Source organism: Bacteroides sp. GM023, assembly GCF_014750685.1.
GTDB lineage: Bacteria > Bacteroidota > Bacteroidia > Bacteroidales > Bacteroidaceae > Bacteroides.
On sequence record NZ_JAAXGE010000014.1, the window covers coordinates 393103 to 411648 of the forward strand.

Genomic DNA, 18546 nt, shown 5'->3' on the forward strand with positions numbered 1-18546 from the left:
TTATCTTTTTTACTGATGTGCCACATTTATCTATCTACATCTGTCTGTGTATACGGATAGAGAGTGAAGAAACTTCCCACTACATCTTCCTCGTCAACGACTTTCACGGTTGGGTTGTTTGTATTCAGACCTTGCGCGTACAATCCCCATCCCCGCTCGTTCAGTAATCTGTACAGCATAGGCAGAGCTGCTTTCGCTTTGTCTCTGGCATACTCGGCATCATCGGGGTAAGCGTCCAGGAACGCTTGTTCGACAGAGCCTTTCAATGAAATAATCCACATTCTGTCGGCAGATGTTTCAAATGAAACAGGGATGCGCACAAAGGTAGGATTGTTGCCATACAAGTCCTTGCTCGAGTAACTGGGGTCGGAGTCGGCATAGATGATAGTCAGTTCTTCCGCATATTTAAATGGAATCTTACCCATATCCTTATCAATGTTTTTAGCGAAGTAAATCACATTGAGATGCTGTTCCATCGGCGCATATGGCGGTCGCAAGTCATCGAAGTACTTTTTGAGGTTGCGTCCTATCGGGTCACCAGTAGAGTGGTAGACTTCAATACCGAGATAAAGTTTGTCGAATATACTGAAAGGAGTCCGCTGCACGGCCGGCACTTTGTCTGTATATACCACGCGGAGTTGCTGGTGGGTAGACTCTGTGACGGCAGTTCCATCCTGGCTCACGTCAAATTGACGTATATTCCCGACACCTTTTATCTTCAATGGTGAAACGAGTGTAAAGCCCGTCGGAGTGATATAAAAAGGAAGAATCTGCATTTGACTGCCCGCAATTTCCGTTGACATATAGAGTACCACTCTCGATTCCGCGTCAATGAGGAACAGGCTTTCCAACAACTCACCATTGTACTCCAAACGTTGATATTTACCTTTGCTTTCGCTGTAATTTATCGCTTTCTTCACGTCTGCTATACCATTCAGAGTCCAATCCGCTTCCGAAGCCGGTTCAAAAACAAAAGTCATTATCTCCTCCGGTTTCTTTCCTACTCCCATATTGGTCTTTCCTTTCATATAGAGCTTTCCGTCCCGGTAAGCATCAAATATAAACTGGGTTTCGGGACTGGCATATTTATCGAAATATCCGTCACCGTCACTATCTACATAAAATTCATTCCAGGCCGAGAACTGCGAGAAAGACTCGAATACGAGTTCGGGAAACTGCGAGTAATCAACCCGATACGTTACGGGGTCTTCAATACTGACGCCACCTATATAATAATAGTCGACCGGGTCACATTTCATCGTGACTTTGCCATCGGCGTCAAAATCCATGAGAATCAGCCAGCGCCCCAGTTTGTCACTGGTTCCAAAATAGGTTTTCCAACCGTGAGGCGTCTCAACCAGTATGTTTTTGTATTCCGCCTTTACTGCCGCTATTCTTTCTTCGGGAGTTTTGTCGAACACGTTGTCCACCTCGTTGTTCGAGCAAGAATAACAACCTGCGGCGAGTAACAAGATACCTATTATATTTTTCATTGTATTCTTCATTTTACTTCATGTTTATTTCGTTCAACCTTTGTAAGATGATTTCTCGCAAGTGGGTAAGGTCTATTGAGAAGTTACTCACGTAATACTCTTTCACCAATGCCAGTTTCTTGTCGATATTGGCTTTGCCTACATCCAAGAAAGTCCGTTTGGGGTCTGACGCGATATACGTCTCCTCGAATACGGCAGGTTCCGTCAATAAATAGAGCGATACGATTTCCGCAAAGTCCTCAAACTCGGAAGAAGTTCCGTAAGGTGTGAGCATTCCTCTCTGAATCGCCATGTTCTGGGCGACGGAGTCTATCTCATGGGTGGTCGGAGAACTGATGCCTTTTCCTATCAACTCGGCCTGGGCATTTGTATTTATATCTTTCCATGCCTGTCCGGTATAAGTATCCTCGGTGATTTTATTAAAACCGTTGGGCATCTTGTAGGTCTGGTGGATGATGTGCGAAAACTCATGATGCATGGTATGCAACTGCTGAATCACCCATTCCCTGTTTGTCAGGTCGAAATAGTTCAGTTCCGTAAGGGTAATGCGTACTCCGGCATCGGCATAGCCCAGTGTACGTGTGCCGTCGGCGTTTCGCAGCTCCGAGCCTACACATACAATCTCCGGTGGAAAATGCTTGCGAATGAACTCACCACTCTGCTTCGATTCAAGAATAAATGGTTCTATCCAAAAACGGCGAATCATTTCCCCTGTCGGGATAAGTACTTTGCGCATAGCCGGCGCGACGATATAATTAATATCGACATATTTATCAATCCACTGCCAGCGAACGGTAGAGCCATATTTCTCCTGAAAGTTCTCCTGAAAATAAACATCGATCTCATCTGTCGATAATTCTTTCGATTCGGGGACGTAGTTCGTACTTTCGTCATCGGAACACGACATAAGACAGCAGAGCGACAAACAACAGATATATAATATACTTCTTTTCATATGCATGTTAATTACGAATTACTAAATGAGCTTCCGGTTCGGAAGTGTTTTTTCTTTCATTAGGCTGCAAGTTGCCATAAATAATCGCCGATTCGGGAACCTGAATGACTTTCCTCGAATCATCGGGTTGCAGAACACGGGTGACTCCCGCTATGTCGGTATGCGTGACGCTCAACTTATGACGACAGATGTCGAACCACCGGATTCCTTCTTCCACAAACTCACGACGCTTTTCGTCGAGCACCATTTTAAGACGCAGTTCGTTCGCGGGCACTCCCGGATAGAATCGCTGGTAATTCTGATATAGAATAGGATAATCCACTGTTCCGGCATAAACGGCCTTCAGGTATCTGCTGAACTGGCTTTCAAATTGCGACAACTTGGTTGTTCCCATCATTGCCCAGGCTTCGAGACGGTTGAAAAAGACTTCTTCACCCCTGAAAGCGACTTCGATAACGTAAGGATAGCCCGAAGAGGACGTCAGGGAAGTCTTGCGTATCAAGTCCCTTTGGAATTTAGGGAGAAATGAAGAGGTTCCGCCATAGCTATAGGATACGGAGAAGCGCAAATCCCTCTGCGACAGCACAAGGCTGTTGTACACGTCCTGATTGAAGCGGTAGCCTGCATAACCTTTATAGGCGTAGAGTACATCTTTACGAATCAGTAATAAATTGGACGGCAAAGTGGCTGCCGTGAACTTACGTCCCATCATTTCGGAAGTAGTACCGGTATAGATTTGCGTGTAATCACGTATCATCTGCGAGTTGTAGTCATTGCCCAAAAGTTCGGTCGCGTACTTTTCAGCCTTTTCATAATCTTTCTTGAAAAGGAAAAAGCGCGAAGCGAAAGCCATCAGTGCCGCACGGTTAAAGTGATATTTTCCGGAGTTCTTATAATACTGGTCGGATACGAGTTCGATGGCTTCGAGCAGGTCTTTCTCTACAAAGTCGTAAACTTCCTGCACGGTACTGCGTTCGTAGGTAGCCAGCAGGTTTTCTTCCGGTTTCGTCATTATGACAATCCCTTTGTCAGATACGGCCGTTGCGGGATCGTAGCTCTTTGCAAAGGTGCTCACCAGCATAAAATGCGCGAAAGCACGGCAAGCCAAAGCCTCTCCACGAATGGCGTCCTTATAGCCGGGATTGTTTTCTTTCACTTCTTCCAAGGCTTCCAGGGCTTGATTGGCATGTGCTATCGCTTTATAGTTGCCGCTCCAATAGAAGGAAGGAGTATCCTGTCCTTCTTGTTCCACATCCTGCCAGTTGTATGCCTGTGTCATTTCAGAACGCTGTATGTTTTTAGGGTCGGCTCCCACATTGTCGCTCATCCATTCCATGAAAACGCCGCTTCCTTCGGGATAAGCGTTGGTGACGAGTTCCGCTATAGTCTCGTAGCTGTTCAGGCGCAATCGGTTATCGGGAGTTTCATCCAGAAAGGAGTCGCACGAAGAAAGAACCACCACAGCAGATAGTACGACCGCTATTTTTATATATAAATACTTCATGAGTTTATTATTTAAAAGGTTAAGTTTACTGTAAAAGTATACATCCGCGATACCGGTGAAGATACTCCGCCCGAAAGATAAAATTCGGGGTCGATGCCGTTCAGCTTGCTGTCAGAGTATAGAAGCCACAGGTTGGTTGCCTGGAATGACAGGTTCACATTGTGTATGCAAGTACCTGTGAGCCATTCTTTCGGGAATCGGTAACCGACGCTCAGGTCTTTGAGACGGATAAAATCGCCTTTCGCCACTCTTTCGGTGCTCTTGTTATACATTTGATACGTATATTTTCCTTCGATACGGTCGTAAGTCCGTTTATCCAAAATGGCGGGAATGGAAGTCCGGTTCTCGTCGCCCGGCATAATCCAGCGGTTCTTCAGCTCTTTCGGGAAAGAGGAGAAGTCGTCGTAGAACGGATAAAACTCATCGTCCAGACGGATGACATTGCCGTACTTGTAGACGAATCCGAAGGATAATGTCCAGTCTTTATAACGGAATGTATTGGTCAGGCCGCCATATCCTTTGGGTTCCAACGGTCCTTCATACTTCAGTATTTTATCGACATCATTGCGCGACTGGAGATTCATATCATAAACGATTTCATTGTTTGCCCCGTAGAAAGTAGGGATACCTTCACCGTCGAGTCCTGCAAAGCGAACGGAGAACAAACCTCTTTGAGGATAACCTAGCATGGCTGTACCTGTGTTGGCTATAGCGGTGGACATTCTTGAGTAATTGTTTAACTTGGTAATCTTGCTTTTATGGAAGTTGATGTTCAGGCTCGTTTTCCAATCAAAGTCTTTCGTGCTTATATTGGATGAGTTGATGGCAAATTCAAAACCGTAAGATTTCATGTTACCGATATTTCCGAGTTTGATGGATTGCCCACCGATTCCGGCTGTATTGACATAATCAATCAAGTCGATGGATTTACGACGATAGTGTGCAAAGTCCATCATAATCCTATTGTTGAAAAGTCCGGCTTCGAAACCAAGGTTCAGTTCGTACATTTTCTCCCAGGTAAGGTCTTTGTTCTTAAGTCCTTTTATGACGTTGTACACTTCATTGTCGGAGGGGCGCAACGTTTGTTCGGCATAAATAGCCAGTTCCGCACTGGTAGAAGGCCCCATGATACCGTTGTAACCATAAGAGATTTTAGGTTTCAGGGTATTCACCACTTCCGAGATGCCTTTCATAAAGGTCTCATCATGCATATTCCATGCCGCGCTGACATTCCATGAAGGCAGGTAGCGGGCTTCTCTCGAACTGCCCAACTGATTCGAACCGTCATAGCGGAATCCGGCGTTTACAATGTATTTGCCTTTGAAAGAATAAGCGGAATTGATAAATGAAGAGAGTCTTCTGTCCCGTCCTTCGGCATAATCAAAATAGACTTCACCCTGTTCTTTCAGATAATAAGTCAGGTCGGGATGAGTCACAACGACACCGCCCTTATCCCAAAGGTATCCCCAGCCTTCGTTCAGCCTTACCTTTCTTTCTACCTTATTGATTTCAAATCCGGCGAAGAAGTTTACCACATGGTCTAAACCCAACTTTGGCGAGTAGTCTGCCGTCGCTCTGAAGTAGGTATGGCGAAGGTCTGCTTCATTCGTATTATAGAATCCGCCTTCGGGCAGAATGCTATACGGATTGGCAGTGGGCAAAGAAGGATTTTGGAACAGGAAACGATTGTTGTCAATGATAGCTTGCGAGTAGTCGGCCCTGTAAGCTTCGGCCTGGTTGGAGAACTCATGGATTTTATGTTCTCTCAATGTATTTGCCGAACGGTATTGGAAAGAACCTTTCAGAGTCAGTACTTTCAGAGGTTTGTATTCCAAATCCATTTGTGTGGATATATCTTTCACTGTGAGGTCAACGAAGTTGTGACGAAGTTCATGCAAGATATTAAAATCGGCAAAGCTCCGGCGAAAGAACTCAAGATTCCCGTTTGAATCGTACGCACGCATACTACGGCTGGTGTTGAGCGCATAGTTGAAAGGGTTGATGTCAAAGTCGCGGGTAAATTCTCCCGTAGAGGTATCAAAGTTACGGTCTTTCGTTCCCGGCACTCTCTGGTCACGGATATTGGCAGACAATTTCAAGCCTATATTCAGTTTGGGAGATACTGCGAAAGTTCCGCGCAATGAAGCGGTATAGCGGTTCACCTTATCAGAGGAGACTGCCATGCCATTGTCGGTATAGTAACTCAGGGAAGCATAGAAAGTGGTTTTGTCACCACCGCCGGATATGCTCAGTGAATGCTGATTGACCAGCGAATTATGAAACAAGGTATTGAACCAGTCTGTATTACTATTGGCATAAGCCGACAGAAAATCTTCATTCAAAGAACCATTCGGTCCCCAATTGATATTCTTCCTTGTTATTTCATCAAACATTTTACCCATAGCACCGAAGTTTTCGCTGCGGGCAACGGTAGTAATATCAATCCAGCCTTTACGTTCCAGCTCTTTGTAAATCGACATTTCGTCATCAGAGTTCATAATGTTGAAATTACGGTAACTTGGTTTCTCTTTCAGAGCAATACTACCCGTATAGTTGATAGACAGACGATCTTTCTTTCCTTGTTTGGTAGTGATGACAATCACTCCATTCATGGCTTGCGCACCATACAGGGAAGTGGCGGATACATCTTTCAGGATTTCGAAACTTTCAATATCTTCGGGATTCAGACCTGCCACGCCCGAACTTAATAACGTAGAAAGATTACCGGACGTCAGTTCTTCCGCGCTTACGCTCATCAAGTCTTCCAGAATCACGCCGTCCACTACCCACAGGGGCTTATTGGTTCCGTTGATAGAAGAGTTACCACGGATAGTAAGCACGGGGCTTGCGCCGAAAGTGCTCGAGACATTGGTGATTTGCACACCTGCCACTTTTCCCTGCAAGGAGTTAGTCACATCGGGATTCCCTTTCAGTACAGTTTCGTCCGCATTGACCTTTGAGGCAGAACCGGTGAACATTTTGCGGTTTATCTTCTGATAACCTGTGACCACCACATCGCCAAGACTCACAGCATCATCCTTCATTACTACATTCATGACTTTCGTGCCTATCTTTCGCTCGATTGTTTCCAATCCGACATAAGAGATGATTACTTTATCATCCAAAGAAGCCTCGAAGCTGAAGTTACCGTCAATGTCGGTGATAGTCCCCTGCGTAGTTCCTTTTATCTTAATAGAAGCGCCTATTACGGGCTCTTTGTTCTCATCAACGATATTTCCCTTGATAAGAACCGGGGTTTTCTTGTTCTTTACTTGTTTGGGAGTCAGCACAATAGTAAGATCCTGAATCCGGTAAGAAAGATTCTGTGAAGGAAGTATACTATCCAGTACAACTGTCAAAGATTCATCTTTGCATGAGAAACTGACCGGCTTCGACAAGTTTATCAAATCCTTTCGATATAAAAAGGTATAATGTGTTTGTTTCTCTATTGCTTTCAGGCAATTTTCAAAAGACACATTCTCCAAATTTAAAGTCACTTTCCTGACTGTTTGCTGCGCCGCCGTCCAGGGAGCATTGCAGAATAATAACAAGATGGTTATTATCAGGTATTTCAAACTATTAGATATTTTATTGCTCATATTCATTTACAGTGTTATGATAGTGAGTTCATTGTGTTTATTGTATAAGAAATTGGTAAATTTCATAGAGTTTTCAACCCTGGTGTTGTCTCTGCTTTTGTTAGCGTTTCGATAGTGAATTTTCATAATGTATAGTTTTTAGTGAATATTAGTCCCCGCCACACGATGTTTTATCGTATGGTAAAAAGATTGTATTTATAGTTATTTACTGATTATCAGCGTCTTTCCGTCCTGTTTTATATGTATAAGCCCGCATTCCTCTATCATTCGGATTATTTTGTCCAAGTGTTCATACTGCTTGAAAGAACCTGTGAACGGTAATCGTTTCAGTTCCGGACTCTCGTAATAAATATCGACATCATACAAACGACTCAATGTACTTAGGATTTCATTGAGCTCTTTGTCCTTAAAGACAAGGACTTCGTCTATCCATGATACATATTCGTATGTATCGACTTCTCTTACAGACAATTTATTATCTTCCACCCTGCATTGCTGTCCGGGAGTCAGGATAACCGATTCTTTTCCTAAAGAATAGGCTATCTTTCCGCGAACCAGCGTGGTCATAGGCACTTCATCTTTATAGCAATGTATATTGAAAGCGGTTCCTAAAACACGGATATTTCCGGTAGGAGTTTCTACAACAAAGGGTTGCGACTTATTTTCGGTGACATCGAAAAAGAGTTCACCCTTCGCCAATACCTTTCTTTCTTTTCCGTCAAAATTGCTTGGGAAGGTGATTTCCGAATCTGCATTGAGCCAAACAATCGTTCCGTCACTCAACTGCATCTTGAATCTTTTCCCCCGTAATATCTTCAATGTATTATACACCACCTCAGCAGGGGCGGTCTTCATCTTTGCATATTCCTCGATAGGCTGCTCATCTATTTTTATAGAGCCGGATGATACGGACAACATCTTTTGAGAACTTTGCACCGGAATTTTCTCCCCACTGGCAGTAATAAGAACTATGTCTGTCGAATCTGCCGGGAGGGTATCTGTCTGTTGGACAGACACGTCGGCAAGTTCCGAAGAAGAATGTGGCTGCCCGCCCTTATACATATATACTATTACGGCAGACGCGCATACAAATGCTATCAATACGGCTGCCGCCACATACTTGCCCCAGGCCAAACGGCGCATTTGATTCTTGGGTGCCATACGCCGCATAAAGTTTGAGTATGCTTCCTGCGATTCCTCAAAATCCTTTTTGAAGTCTATTGATGACAGAAAATCAGTGTTATTATATTTATCGAACAGCTCACGATGGCGCGCCGACTCATTCAACCAGTCGTCCAACTGTTTCTGCTCTTCCAAAGTTATTTCGCCCGAAATACTTTTCCTTATTAATGTAGCGATATAAATAAGATGACGATTGTTCATTATTTTGTCTCCTTTCTATAAAAAAGACACATAAGGGAAAGAAAAGTGGCGCATTATCTCAAAAAAAACGGTTATTTCTTTTTTTTTGGATAGAATCGAAATATTTTTTATGTATTTAGTTCAAAGTTAGATAATACTTATACCTTTGCAAAAAAGAGAATAAACACTGTATGAGATAACAGAAGTTTTTTACTTAAAAATGGCAAGACTTAACCACGATGAAGTAATCATATCAAAAATAGCGGCAGACTTCCCTGAAGGATTCCGGGCGCTTTTCATCACTTATTATAAGCCCTTATTACGTATTGCGGAGAAAATGATAGGAGTTGAATTTGCAGAGGATATCGTGCAAGACACTTTTCTCACCATTTGGAATAATAAACAGAGTTTCGACAATATCCTTTCTTTGAAATCATATCTATATACCAGTGTTCAAAATAAGTGCCTGAACGTAATACGCACCAATCAGCAGTTCGAAAAGTATAAGGTTGAACAATCCATTAAAATGGATGAGGAGTATATTCTTGATGAAGAGGTTATCTCACAACTATACCAAAGCATAGACTTGCTGCCCGAGCATTACAAAGAGGTAATGCTCAAGAGCATGGAAGGAGAATCCATTGCCAAGATTGCCCTGTCAATGGATACGACGGAAGATGCGATAAAGGCTTATAAACGGAGAGCCAAGCAGATTCTTAAGAAAGAGTTGGGGGACAAAGCCTTTATCATCCTGTTTTTATAAAAATTCCGACGATGCGTTGGGCATTATGCTTTCAAACGTATCACGAACCGGCTTCCTCTCCCTAATTCGCTCTCCACCGTCAACGTGCCGCCATGGGCTTCCACAAAATCCCTCGAAATAGACAGTCCGAGTCCGCTTCCCTGCACTTTCGTTCCGGGGACACGGAAGTAACGGTCGAAGATACTTTTATGGTAGCGCGGGTCGATACCTTTACCAAAATCCTTCACATAAAGTTCGATGATATTATCTTCTTGCTTGGCACCGATGACCACATGACCGTTTTCTTTGGAATAGCGGATGGCGTTGCTTAATAAGTTGGTCAATACCCAGGCTATCTTTTCGCTGTCAACGAAGAGTTTTCCCATCTTCTCTTCAGGGTATTCCACTTCTATCTGGATATTGAACTTGTCCGCTTGTACCTGATTCGCTTTGATGGCGTATTCTATCAGCTCAACGGGTTTCGTTATTTTCGGCATCAGTTGCAGTTTTCCGGCTTCTACCTGAGTCATGTTCAACAATTCTCCGGTGATACTAAGCAGGCGTTCACTACTCTCTTTGATACTCTTCGAGAGTTGCTCCTGTTCCTCGTTCAGTTCGCCGACACGCTTGTCCTCTAATAGCTGAAGGCTCATCATAATGGCGGCAATCGGAGTTTTCAGTTCATGGGAGATGGTGGAGATAAAAGTCGTTTTGGCAGAATCCAGCTCCTTAAATTCCGTAATATTCTTTAATAAGATTACATCACCCAGTTTATGCGGTTCGTCCTTTTCGGCTTCCGTGTTGATGATAGGAACATAAGATGCTTTGAAATAACTCTCTTTGTTGTCGGCATATATCTTCAAAGGTTCTTTCTGTTCGCTGGGCGTCACCAGTTCACGAATCAAACGACGAAGAAGGTCATTCTTCAAGGCAAGCTCTTCCGCCGATTGGCGGATTACATTCTCACGTTTCAGGTTCAGCACATTCAGCGCTTCCTCGTTGATAAACAGGATTTCGCGCTCCATATTCAAACCGATAACGGGGTCGTCTATACTGTTCACAATCGCTTCTATGAATTTCTTGGCAGAAAGAATATCCGATAAAGTGCTGGCACGGTATTCAGCCAAGCGTTCCGCCATCCGGTTGAAACTATCGGCCACTTCACTGAATTCTTCATTGCCGTTCATATTCAGACGCTTCTCATAATTATGGTTGGCTATTTCGAGGATTCCTTCTTTCAGTTCCTTAATCGGTTTGCTGATGGTGCGGGGAAGCCAGTAGAGCAATACCAGTCCGGTCAGGATACAGATACCGCCGGTAATGGAAATCCATAGTAACGCACGTTCCAGTCCGGGCATGGCGGCAGGACTATCCGGTTCAGTAGCCGTCAGGATTTGAAGATTTACAACCGAAAGGGTTACCAGCAAAATAATCATTCCCGCCAGCATCCCGATGCCAAGAATCAGTTTCGTTTTAATATTCATAATGTTCATGCGATTAATATTATGCAAGTATAATCAAATCTACATTAGCTTGCGACAAATTATTTAAAAACTTTCTGTATCCCAGTATAGAACAGATGGCAGACGACAGTTTCAAGTTGGGAGTTCCCATACAGACAGTCGATATTTGCTTCTCCTTGCAAACCCTGACGATACTTCCTAAAATATCCTTTGACTGCACCTGAACCACTTCTCCGCCAAGCTCTGCCACCAACTTAAAATGATTCAACAGATAACGCTGGCTAGCCAGGTCAATCCTGTCCATACTTTCTTTCGGGGTTTGAACATACAAGGCTATGAACGTGGTATTATAACGTGTTGCCAGCCTTGCCGCCTTTCTGATAATCCGCCGGGGTGTCTTTTCGTGGCTACTGATACAAGCCATGAACTTTTCATGGCGCAGGCCGACGGCAACTCCCATCCCAACCTCATTTTCAACCTTCTTTTCTACACGCAACGCTACTTCCTTCAAGGCGAGTTCGCGCAACTGAAGGATATTCTCCGTACGGAAGAAATTACTCAATGCCATCTGAATCTTTTCCGGACGGTATATCTTTCCCGCTTTCAGACGGGAAATCAGTTCTTCGGCTGTCAGGTCGATATTCACTACTTCGTCCGCTTCCTGAAGCACACTGTCCGGCACCCGTTCTTTCACTTCGATGCCCGTAATCTCCTGCACTTCTTCATTCACACTTTCGATATGCTGGATATTGATCGCTGAAATCACATTGATGCCTTCGTCCAGCAATGCCATTACATCCTGCCACCGTTTCTCGTTCAGACTTCCTTCCACATTCGTGTGCGCCAATTCGTCCACAATCACAATTTCGGGATGAATACGGATGATGGTATCCAGGTCCATTTCTTCCAGCTCCTTACCTTTGTAGAAGATTTTGCGCCGCGGAATAACAGGCAAGCCTTCCAGCAGCATTTCCGTACCAGCACGGCCGTGCGTTTCGATGTAACCGATCTGCACATCCACCCCATTCTCCAGCAATTCATGTGCTTCCTGAAGCATACGATACGACTTGCCTACACCGGCTATCATTCCGATGTAAACCTTGAATTTTCCCCGGTGCGACTTTTTTATCAAATCGAGGAAATGTTGTACACTTTGTTCTCTATCATCCATGTTTTCAACCTGTTTTTTATAATCCTAACCCGTGGCAATCATCACGACTCCCACGGGTTCTCTACACATTTATAAATTCATGAGTTTAATTCAGGGCCTCAGAGTCAGGCCAAATACAAGATATGCATCTTCATATCGTGGATTCCAAATCCCCTGGACAAATATAGGTAATGAAAACTTATCGTTAATCTTAATTTCTTTCATGGCCTTCAAAGCTACGTTCGTGACAGCGAAGCCACTGTTAGGGAGATTATAAATTGTATTCGTCTGATAAGGTAAAAATCCGCAGGTCAGATTGAGATTGCAGGATTTCACCACAAACGGGTAGTTCAGTTCGACATAAGAAGAATAATTGTTCTTTTCTTTCCCTTCCGCGTCATATCTCTTGTCGGCACCTGCAAACATGGTGTACCAGGCAACAGATAACGGGAATCTTTCTATCGGCAAGGTATAAGATAATCCGGCTTCAAAGAAGTGATTCGTTTCGTGCGCGTTGTAGTTGAAATATTTATTCCTTTCATCTGACGGATCCGCTTCCCCTTTCCACCAATAATCAGTAAAAGAAAGCGTAGGACCATTCTCCCCGAATGTATAGGAAGCGGATAAATCCAGTTCTTTCTTGCCACCATTGAAATTGGTAGAACCCCAGGCGCCGATATAGAAATTACCGATGTCGAATCCTAATGTCGGCTGGAAGGCAGCACCACCGCCCTGATTATAACCTCTCCATACATAGGTACTGACAATATCCCCCTGTACGGTAAATTCTTGCGCTTTTGCCGTATTTGCCGTCAACATACAAATAGCTGCCACAGCGGCTGCTCCTAAAAAGCTCTTTTTACTTAAATAATTTTTCATACTCTTTTTTTCTAATTCTATTTTATGTTTCTAAGAAAAGAGCAGCGCCCTGTCCATCCCTGTTTTATTTGAATCGCCGGAAATACACTCGGACGATTCGGCCAGGAACGCTGCTCATGGTTTATCACTTATCAATGTTTTTCTTCGAGTGCTATGTTCAGTTTCAGCACATTCACTTTCTCTGTTCCGAAAAGACCCAGTAATGGTTTTTCCACACTCTTGTCAACAATCTCTTTCACCTGGAGTTCTGTCAGCCCGCGTGCCTGTGCCACCCGCTTCACTTGTACATAAGCACATTCGGGAGTTATATCCGGGTCAAGTCCGGAAGCACTTGCCGTTACCATTTCGGCGGGCACTTCCCTGCGGCTCAGATAAGGGTGATGCACCAGGAAAGTATCTATACGCGCTTCCACTTCAGACAAATATTCGGGATTCGTCACCCCTTTATTACTACCCGATGAACTGGTAGCATCATATCCGTCGCCCGCACAGGAAGGCCGTCCCCAAAAGTAAATATCCTTTGTAAACATCTGACCGACATTGGCTGCCCCCACAACTTTGCCGTCCAATGTAGCCACTTCGGCATTTCCCTTATTAGGCCCTGCCACCTGGGCAAACAGCCACAGGACAAGGATATAGAACACAGAGAAAAAGACACAGAAAACAAGTGTTATTTTTAATGACTTCAATAAAGTTTTCATTGCTATCGTTTTTTAATTAAAAGAATAAACCTACCAATAAATCAATCAATTTGATTCCGACAAAAGGAACAATCACGCCGCCCACACCGTAAATCAACAGGTTTCGGCGCAGCAAGGCACTTGCGCCTATCGGCTTGTATTGCACGCCCTTCAAAGCCAACGGAATCAGAATCGGAATGATTATCGCGTTAAAGATAACGGCCGAAAGAATCGCACTTTCAGGACTATGCAGGTGCATGATATTCAAAGCAGCCAATTCGGGAATGGCAACCATAAACAAAGCCGGGACGATGGCGAAATACTTAGCCACGTCATTGGCGATAGAGAACGTAGTCAGTGTGCCGCGTGTCATTAATAACTGCTTGCCGATTTCCACAATCTCAATCAGCTTCGTCGGGTCATTATCCAAATCGACCATATTGCCGGCTTCCTTGGCTGCCTGCGTACCGCTGTTCATGGCGACTCCTACATTGGCCTGCGCCAAAGCCGGAGCGTCATTCGTACCGTCGCCCATCATTGCTACCAGTTTGCCCGCTTGCTGTTCCTTCTTGATGTATTCCATCTTGTCTTCCGGTTTGGCTTCGGCGATAAAATCATCTACTCCGGCCTTTTCTGCGATATATTTGGCAGTCAGCGGATTGTCACCGGTCACCATCACTGTCTTTACTCCCATCTTGCGCAGACGTTCGAAACGTTCCTGAATACCCGGTTTGATAATATCCTGCAATTCGATAACACCCACTACTTTACGATTCACACATACCACCAGCGGAGTACCGCCGTTGTTTGAAATAGCAGAAATCACCTCTTCCACTTCCTTTGGGAACTTATTTCCGGCGCTCTCCACCATCTTACGGATAGCATCGAAAGCACCTTTACGAATTTGAGTGCCATCGGCCAAATCGACACCGGAACATTTGGTTTCCGCCGTAAACTTAATCATGTGTGCACCTGTCGTATTCAGGCTACGCATACGGATACCCGATTCGCGTCCCAGTTCTACGATTGATTTTCCTTCCGGCGTTTCGTCCGAGAGGGAAGAAAGCAGGCAGGTTTCCACAAAGTCATGCAGATCGACGCCCGGTGCCGTATGGAAACGGGTTGCTTTACGGTTACCGATAGTGATTGTACCCGTTTTATCGAGCAGCAATGTGTCAATATCCCCGGCAGTCTCTACCGCTTTACCGGATTTAGTGATTACGTTCGCGCGAAGCGCACGATCCATTCCGGCAATACCGATGGCGGAAAGGAGTCCACCGATAGTTGTCGGAATCAGACACACAAACAGAGATATCAAAGAAGCAATGGTGATGACCGTATTGCTATAATCGGCAAACGGCTTCAACGTCACACACACAATGACAAAAACGAGTGTGAAACCTGCCAACAAAATAGTCAATGCTATCTCATTCGGTGTTTTCTGACGGGATGCACCTTCCACCAATGCAATCATCTTATCCAAAAAACTTTCTCCCGGTTGCGTAGTCACCATTACTTTTATATGGTCGGACAGCACTTTCGTACCTCCCGTAACAGAACTCTTGTCTCCCCCTGCTTCACGAATCACCGGAGCGGATTCGCCGGTGATGGCACTCTCGTCGATAGAAGCCAATCCCTCGATGATTTCGCCATCCGAAGGGATTACGTCTCCGGCTTCGCAAACAAACACATCGCCTTTCTTCAGTTGTGAAGAACTTACGATACTGATTTTACTTCCTTCCACCTTCTTCGCCGGAGTCTCTTCACGAGTCTTGCGCAAACTGTCGGCCTGTGCCTTACCACGCGCTTCGGCGATGGCTTCGGCAAAATTGGCAAACAACAAAGTGATGAACAGGATAAAAAATACAGCAATGTTATAACCGAATGCCCCCTGCGAGGGATTTACGATAGAGTAGAGCGTAACGAACAGCATCACCACCGTAGCCACTTCTACCGTAAACATAATCGGATTCTTTATCATCATTCGCGGATTCAGCTTCACGAATGATTGTTTCAGACTTTCTATAACTTGCTCCTTTGGAAACAAAGAAGCTGATTTATTATTTTTCATATCTTCTCTAATTCAGAATTACAAACTTAAATGTTCAGCAATCGTACTCAATGCGTGTACCGGGAAGAACGACAGGGCGGCAATAATGAAGATAACTGCAAAAGTCATCACTCCAAAAGTCACTGTATCTGTCTTTAATGTTCCGGCACTTTCCGGTATAAATTTCTTTTGAGCCAGCAGCCCGGCAATGGCAACCTGTCCGATGATAGGAATAAAGCGACTTAGAATCAACACAATACCACAAGTATAATTCCAGAAATACGTATTGTCTCCCAAGCCTTCAAAGCCCGAACCGTTATTTGCGGCGCAAGAAGTATATTCATAAAGCTGTTCGCTCAATCCATGAAAACCTAAGTTATTCAGCCAACCACCCTCGCTTTGTACAAAATCGGGATGATGCGTATAGAGATAAGACGATAAAGCAGTAAATACTAATATCACAAACGGATGGAGTAAAGCGACAATCGTAGCGATTTTCATTTCGCGGGCTTCCACTTTCTTTCCGAGAAATTCCGGCGTACGCCCTACCATCAGCCCACTGATAAAGACGGCTATAATAATAAAGGTATAGTAATTCATCCAGCCTACGCCGACACCGCCAAACCAGGTATTAATCTGCATATTCAGCATTTCAACCATTCCTGACAGCGGCATGGTTGAATCATGCATACCATTCACCGAACCATTGGAAGTTACAGTGGTAGTCACACTCCACAAAGCCGTCGCTCCGGCTCCCAACCGCACTTCTTTTCCTTCCATCGCACCGTTATCCTGACTGATTCCCATAGCATCAATACGAGGATTGCCGCCCATTTCCTGATTCACATTAATGCAGACACCTGCCAAATAGGCAAAAAGCATCACTCCGAAAATAGTATATCCCAGCTTTCTTCTTCGTGTATAGAAACCCAAGGCAAATACCATCGCCATCGGAATAATCAGAATCGACCAACATTCTGCCATATTCGTAAGATAAGTCGGATTTTCCAACGGGTGGGATGAGTTTACACCGAAGTAGCCGCCGCCGTTCGTACCCAATTGCTTAATGGGAACAATTGCAGCCGTAGGTCCCTGAGAAACCATTTGTTCTTGCCCTTCAAGAGTGGTAACTTGCATCTTTCCGTCAAATCCCATCGGCGTTCCCTGAAGAATCAAGATAAAACCTACAATCAGAGAAAGCGGCAGCAAGATACGTGTACAGCTTACTACGAGAAACTGCCAAAAGTTACCGATTGTTTTTGTCGTCTTTGCAGCGATACTCTTCATAATTCCTGCCATGGCCGCCATACCCGTTGCAGCGGTAATAAACTGGAAGAGCATGATAACAAACAATTGTGTGAAGTAAGTCAATCCGCTTTCACCGCTATAATGCTGCAAGTTACAGTTGACCATAAAACTAATACATGTATTGAATGCCTGGTCCGGCGACTGTGGGCCGTTGCCATCCGGGTTGAGGGGTAACCATCCTTGCGAAACCAATAACACCATCCCCCAAAAGAACCAAAAAGCGTTCAATATTAACAGGGCTTTCAAGAACTGCTTCCAGTTCATTTCTTCATTAGGGTTGATTCCACATACTTTGTAAATCACCCTTTCAATAGGAGCCATAAAATCCGACCAAGTCTTTTCTCCTTTGTAGACTTTGGCTATATATTTTCCCAGTGGATAAGCAAGGATTACCATCAAGGCAATCTGCGCAACTACACCTAAAATTTCTGTATTCATACTTTTACCTTAAACTGTGTATAACTTAAAACTTTTCGGGTTTGATGAGCACATACATCAAATAACCGAAGATTGCAATGCCTAATACAAATAGTGTTGTGTACATAAGTCAATTCTCCTTTTCTTTTAAATATTCTCAAACCAATCTATACATTTCCAAAATAGCCAGAAGCAAGCGAAGCCGCTCACCAGGCAGAAAATAAATGATAATGTTATTCCCATGTTTTTACCTTTTTAAATGGATTAATAATTCTAATTATTTGCCGGAGATAATGCCAAAGATGTGCCAGAAAAAGAAGCATAGAAATAAACAATTGATTTACAGCGAGATAAAAAGAAAAGACAGTTATAAGAAGGAAGGAAAGACCCTACCATTTTGGAAGGGTTATGCTATTTTGAAAAGTTATATAGAAGTTATACAGTAGAGGAATGAACGTAAAGAACAGTAGTAGAAAAGAAAATATGGAGTAAACAACAAAGTGAGTGTATAGAGTAAAAGATGAAGGATATAAAGTAAACTATGTGAGGTGTATAGAGGAAAATATGAAGTATATAGAGCAAACTATAAGGTATATAAAGTAAAATACGAGTATATATAGTGAACTATGAGATGTATAAAAACAGAAAGCCCCTTGATTCATTGCTGAATCAAGGGGCTTCTTCAAAATGGCGGCTACCTACTCTCCCACTGTTACGCAGTACCATCGGCGTGACGAGGCTTAACTTCTCTGTTCGGAATGGGAAGAGGTGGAACCCTCGTGCTATAACCACCTAAATAAGGTTATGACATGATGAAAAGTAAAATTATTAGTGGTTGTACTTATTGTTTCTGTTTCTTATGTTTCCGTTTCAGTAGTACTTCGCTAAACGTATATATCGCGCCCCGTACAAGTCCGAAAGAAAGTGAACGGGCAATTAGTAAT

General features: G+C 43.9%; 13 protein-coding genes and 1 rRNA gene. 1 reads left to right on the forward strand and 13 read right to left on the reverse strand.

Annotation, left to right across the window (positions count from 1 at the left end; genetic code table 11):
• Window positions 1-26: 26 nt before the first annotated feature.
• From HC965_RS24165 to HC965_RS24185, 5 genes are all read right to left on the reverse strand, one after another.
• Window positions 27-1493 (reverse strand): DUF4302 domain-containing protein, encoded by a 1467-nt coding sequence (locus HC965_RS24165; protein WP_191033878.1) that lies wholly within the window; start codon window positions 1491-1493, stop codon window positions 27-29.
• Between the two features lie 13 nt (window positions 1494-1506).
• Window positions 1507-2448 carry a substrate import-associated zinc metallohydrolase lipoprotein gene (locus HC965_RS24170; RefSeq protein ID WP_191033879.1) on the reverse strand — a complete coding sequence of 314 codons (942 nt, stop codon included), beginning with the start codon at window positions 2446-2448 and terminating at the stop codon, window positions 1507-1509.
• Window positions 2449-2455: 7 nt separating this feature from the next.
• On the reverse strand, window positions 2456-3952 hold the full coding sequence (locus HC965_RS24175) for a RagB/SusD family nutrient uptake outer membrane protein (RefSeq protein WP_191033880.1): 1497 nt from the start codon (window positions 3950-3952) through the stop codon (window positions 2456-2458).
• Window positions 3953-3963: 11 nt separating this feature from the next.
• Window positions 3964-7551: a SusC/RagA family TonB-linked outer membrane protein gene (locus HC965_RS24180; RefSeq protein ID WP_191033881.1), complete on the reverse strand. Its 3588-nt coding sequence runs from the start codon at window positions 7549-7551 to the stop codon at window positions 3964-3966.
• Between the two features lie 201 nt (window positions 7552-7752).
• On the reverse strand, window positions 7753-8934 hold the full coding sequence (locus HC965_RS24185) for a FecR family protein (RefSeq protein WP_191033882.1): 1182 nt from the start codon (window positions 8932-8934) through the stop codon (window positions 7753-7755).
• Window positions 8935-9133: 199 nt separating this feature from the next.
• Here HC965_RS24185 and HC965_RS24190 point away from each other — a divergent pair, with 199 nt between their 5' ends.
• Window positions 9134-9676: an RNA polymerase sigma factor gene (locus HC965_RS24190; RefSeq protein ID WP_191033883.1), complete on the forward strand. Its 543-nt coding sequence runs from the start codon at window positions 9134-9136 to the stop codon at window positions 9674-9676.
• 23 nt (window positions 9677-9699) lie between these two features.
• On the opposite strand, the gene HC965_RS24195 is transcribed toward HC965_RS24190, so the two are convergent.
• The 8 genes from HC965_RS24195 to rrf all read right to left on the reverse strand — a co-directional run bounded on the left by HC965_RS24195 (window position 9700) and on the right by rrf (window position 18398).
• Entirely contained in the window at window positions 9700-11139 is a 1440-nt protein-coding gene (locus tag HC965_RS24195) for a PAS domain-containing sensor histidine kinase (RefSeq protein WP_191033884.1), read from the reverse strand.
• 19 nt (window positions 11140-11158) lie between these two features.
• Window positions 11159-12289 (reverse strand): sensor protein KdpD, encoded by a 1131-nt coding sequence (locus HC965_RS24200; RefSeq protein ID WP_191033885.1) that lies wholly within the window; start codon window positions 12287-12289, stop codon window positions 11159-11161.
• A 90-nt stretch (window positions 12290-12379) separates the two neighbouring features.
• Window positions 12380-13147, reverse strand: coding sequence for a hypothetical protein (locus tag HC965_RS24205; protein WP_191033886.1), 768 nt, complete (start codon window positions 13145-13147; stop codon window positions 12380-12382).
• Between the two features lie 131 nt (window positions 13148-13278).
• Entirely contained in the window at window positions 13279-13848 is a 570-nt protein-coding gene (locus tag HC965_RS24210; RefSeq protein WP_191033887.1) for a K(+)-transporting ATPase subunit C, read from the reverse strand.
• A gap of 16 nt (window positions 13849-13864) precedes the next feature.
• Window positions 13865-15898 carry a potassium-transporting ATPase subunit KdpB gene (gene kdpB / locus HC965_RS24215; RefSeq protein ID WP_191033888.1) on the reverse strand — a complete coding sequence of 678 codons (2034 nt, stop codon included), beginning with the start codon at window positions 15896-15898 and terminating at the stop codon, window positions 13865-13867.
• Window positions 15899-15916: 18 nt separating this feature from the next.
• A complete protein-coding gene (kdpA, locus tag HC965_RS24220; protein WP_191033889.1) occupies window positions 15917-17623 on the reverse strand; it encodes a potassium-transporting ATPase subunit KdpA in 1707 nt (568 codons plus the stop codon).
• 25 nt (window positions 17624-17648) lie between these two features.
• Window positions 17649-17729 (reverse strand): K(+)-transporting ATPase subunit F, encoded by an 81-nt coding sequence (kdpF, locus tag HC965_RS26890; RefSeq protein ID WP_191033902.1) that lies wholly within the window; start codon window positions 17727-17729, stop codon window positions 17649-17651.
• Window positions 17730-18287: 558 nt separating this feature from the next.
• Window positions 18288-18398, reverse strand: a 5S ribosomal RNA gene (rrf, locus tag HC965_RS24230).
• Window positions 18399-18546: the final 148 nt, after the last annotated feature.

Excerpts from the sequence above, each read along its gene's own strand:
- HC965_RS24165 (WP_191033878.1), bottom strand. The coding sequence starts at position 1,493 with ATGAAAAATATAATAGGTATCTTGTTACTCGCCGCAGGTTGTTATTCT.
- HC965_RS24170 (WP_191033879.1), bottom strand. The coding sequence starts at position 2,448 with ATGAAAAGAAGTATATTATATATCTGTTGTTTGTCGCTCTGCTGTCTT.
- HC965_RS24175 (WP_191033880.1), bottom strand. The coding sequence starts at position 3,952 with ATGAAGTATTTATATATAAAAATAGCGGTCGTACTATCTGCTGTGGTG.
- HC965_RS24180 (WP_191033881.1), bottom strand. The coding sequence starts at position 7,551 with ATGAGCAATAAAATATCTAATAGTTTGAAATACCTGATAATAACCATC.
- HC965_RS24185 (WP_191033882.1), bottom strand. The coding sequence starts at position 8,934 with ATGAACAATCGTCATCTTATTTATATCGCTACATTAATAAGGAAAAGT.
- HC965_RS24190 (WP_191033883.1), top strand. The coding sequence starts at position 9,134 with ATGGCAAGACTTAACCACGATGAAGTAATCATATCAAAAATAGCGGCA.
- HC965_RS24195 (WP_191033884.1), bottom strand. The coding sequence starts at position 11,139 with ATGAATATTAAAACGAAACTGATTCTTGGCATCGGGATGCTGGCGGGA.
- HC965_RS24200 (WP_191033885.1), bottom strand. The coding sequence starts at position 12,289 with ATGGATGATAGAGAACAAAGTGTACAACATTTCCTCGATTTGATAAAA.
- HC965_RS24205 (WP_191033886.1), bottom strand. The coding sequence starts at position 13,147 with ATGAAAAATTATTTAAGTAAAAAGAGCTTTTTAGGAGCAGCCGCTGTG.
- HC965_RS24210 (WP_191033887.1), bottom strand. The coding sequence starts at position 13,848 with ATGAAAACTTTATTGAAGTCATTAAAAATAACACTTGTTTTCTGTGTC.
- kdpB (WP_191033888.1), bottom strand. The coding sequence starts at position 15,898 with ATGAAAAATAATAAATCAGCTTCTTTGTTTCCAAAGGAGCAAGTTATA.
- kdpA (WP_191033889.1), bottom strand. The coding sequence starts at position 17,623 with ATGAATACAGAAATTTTAGGTGTAGTTGCGCAGATTGCCTTGATGGTA.
- kdpF (WP_191033902.1), bottom strand. The coding sequence starts at position 17,729 with ATGTACACAACACTATTTGTATTAGGCATTGCAATCTTCGGTTATTTG.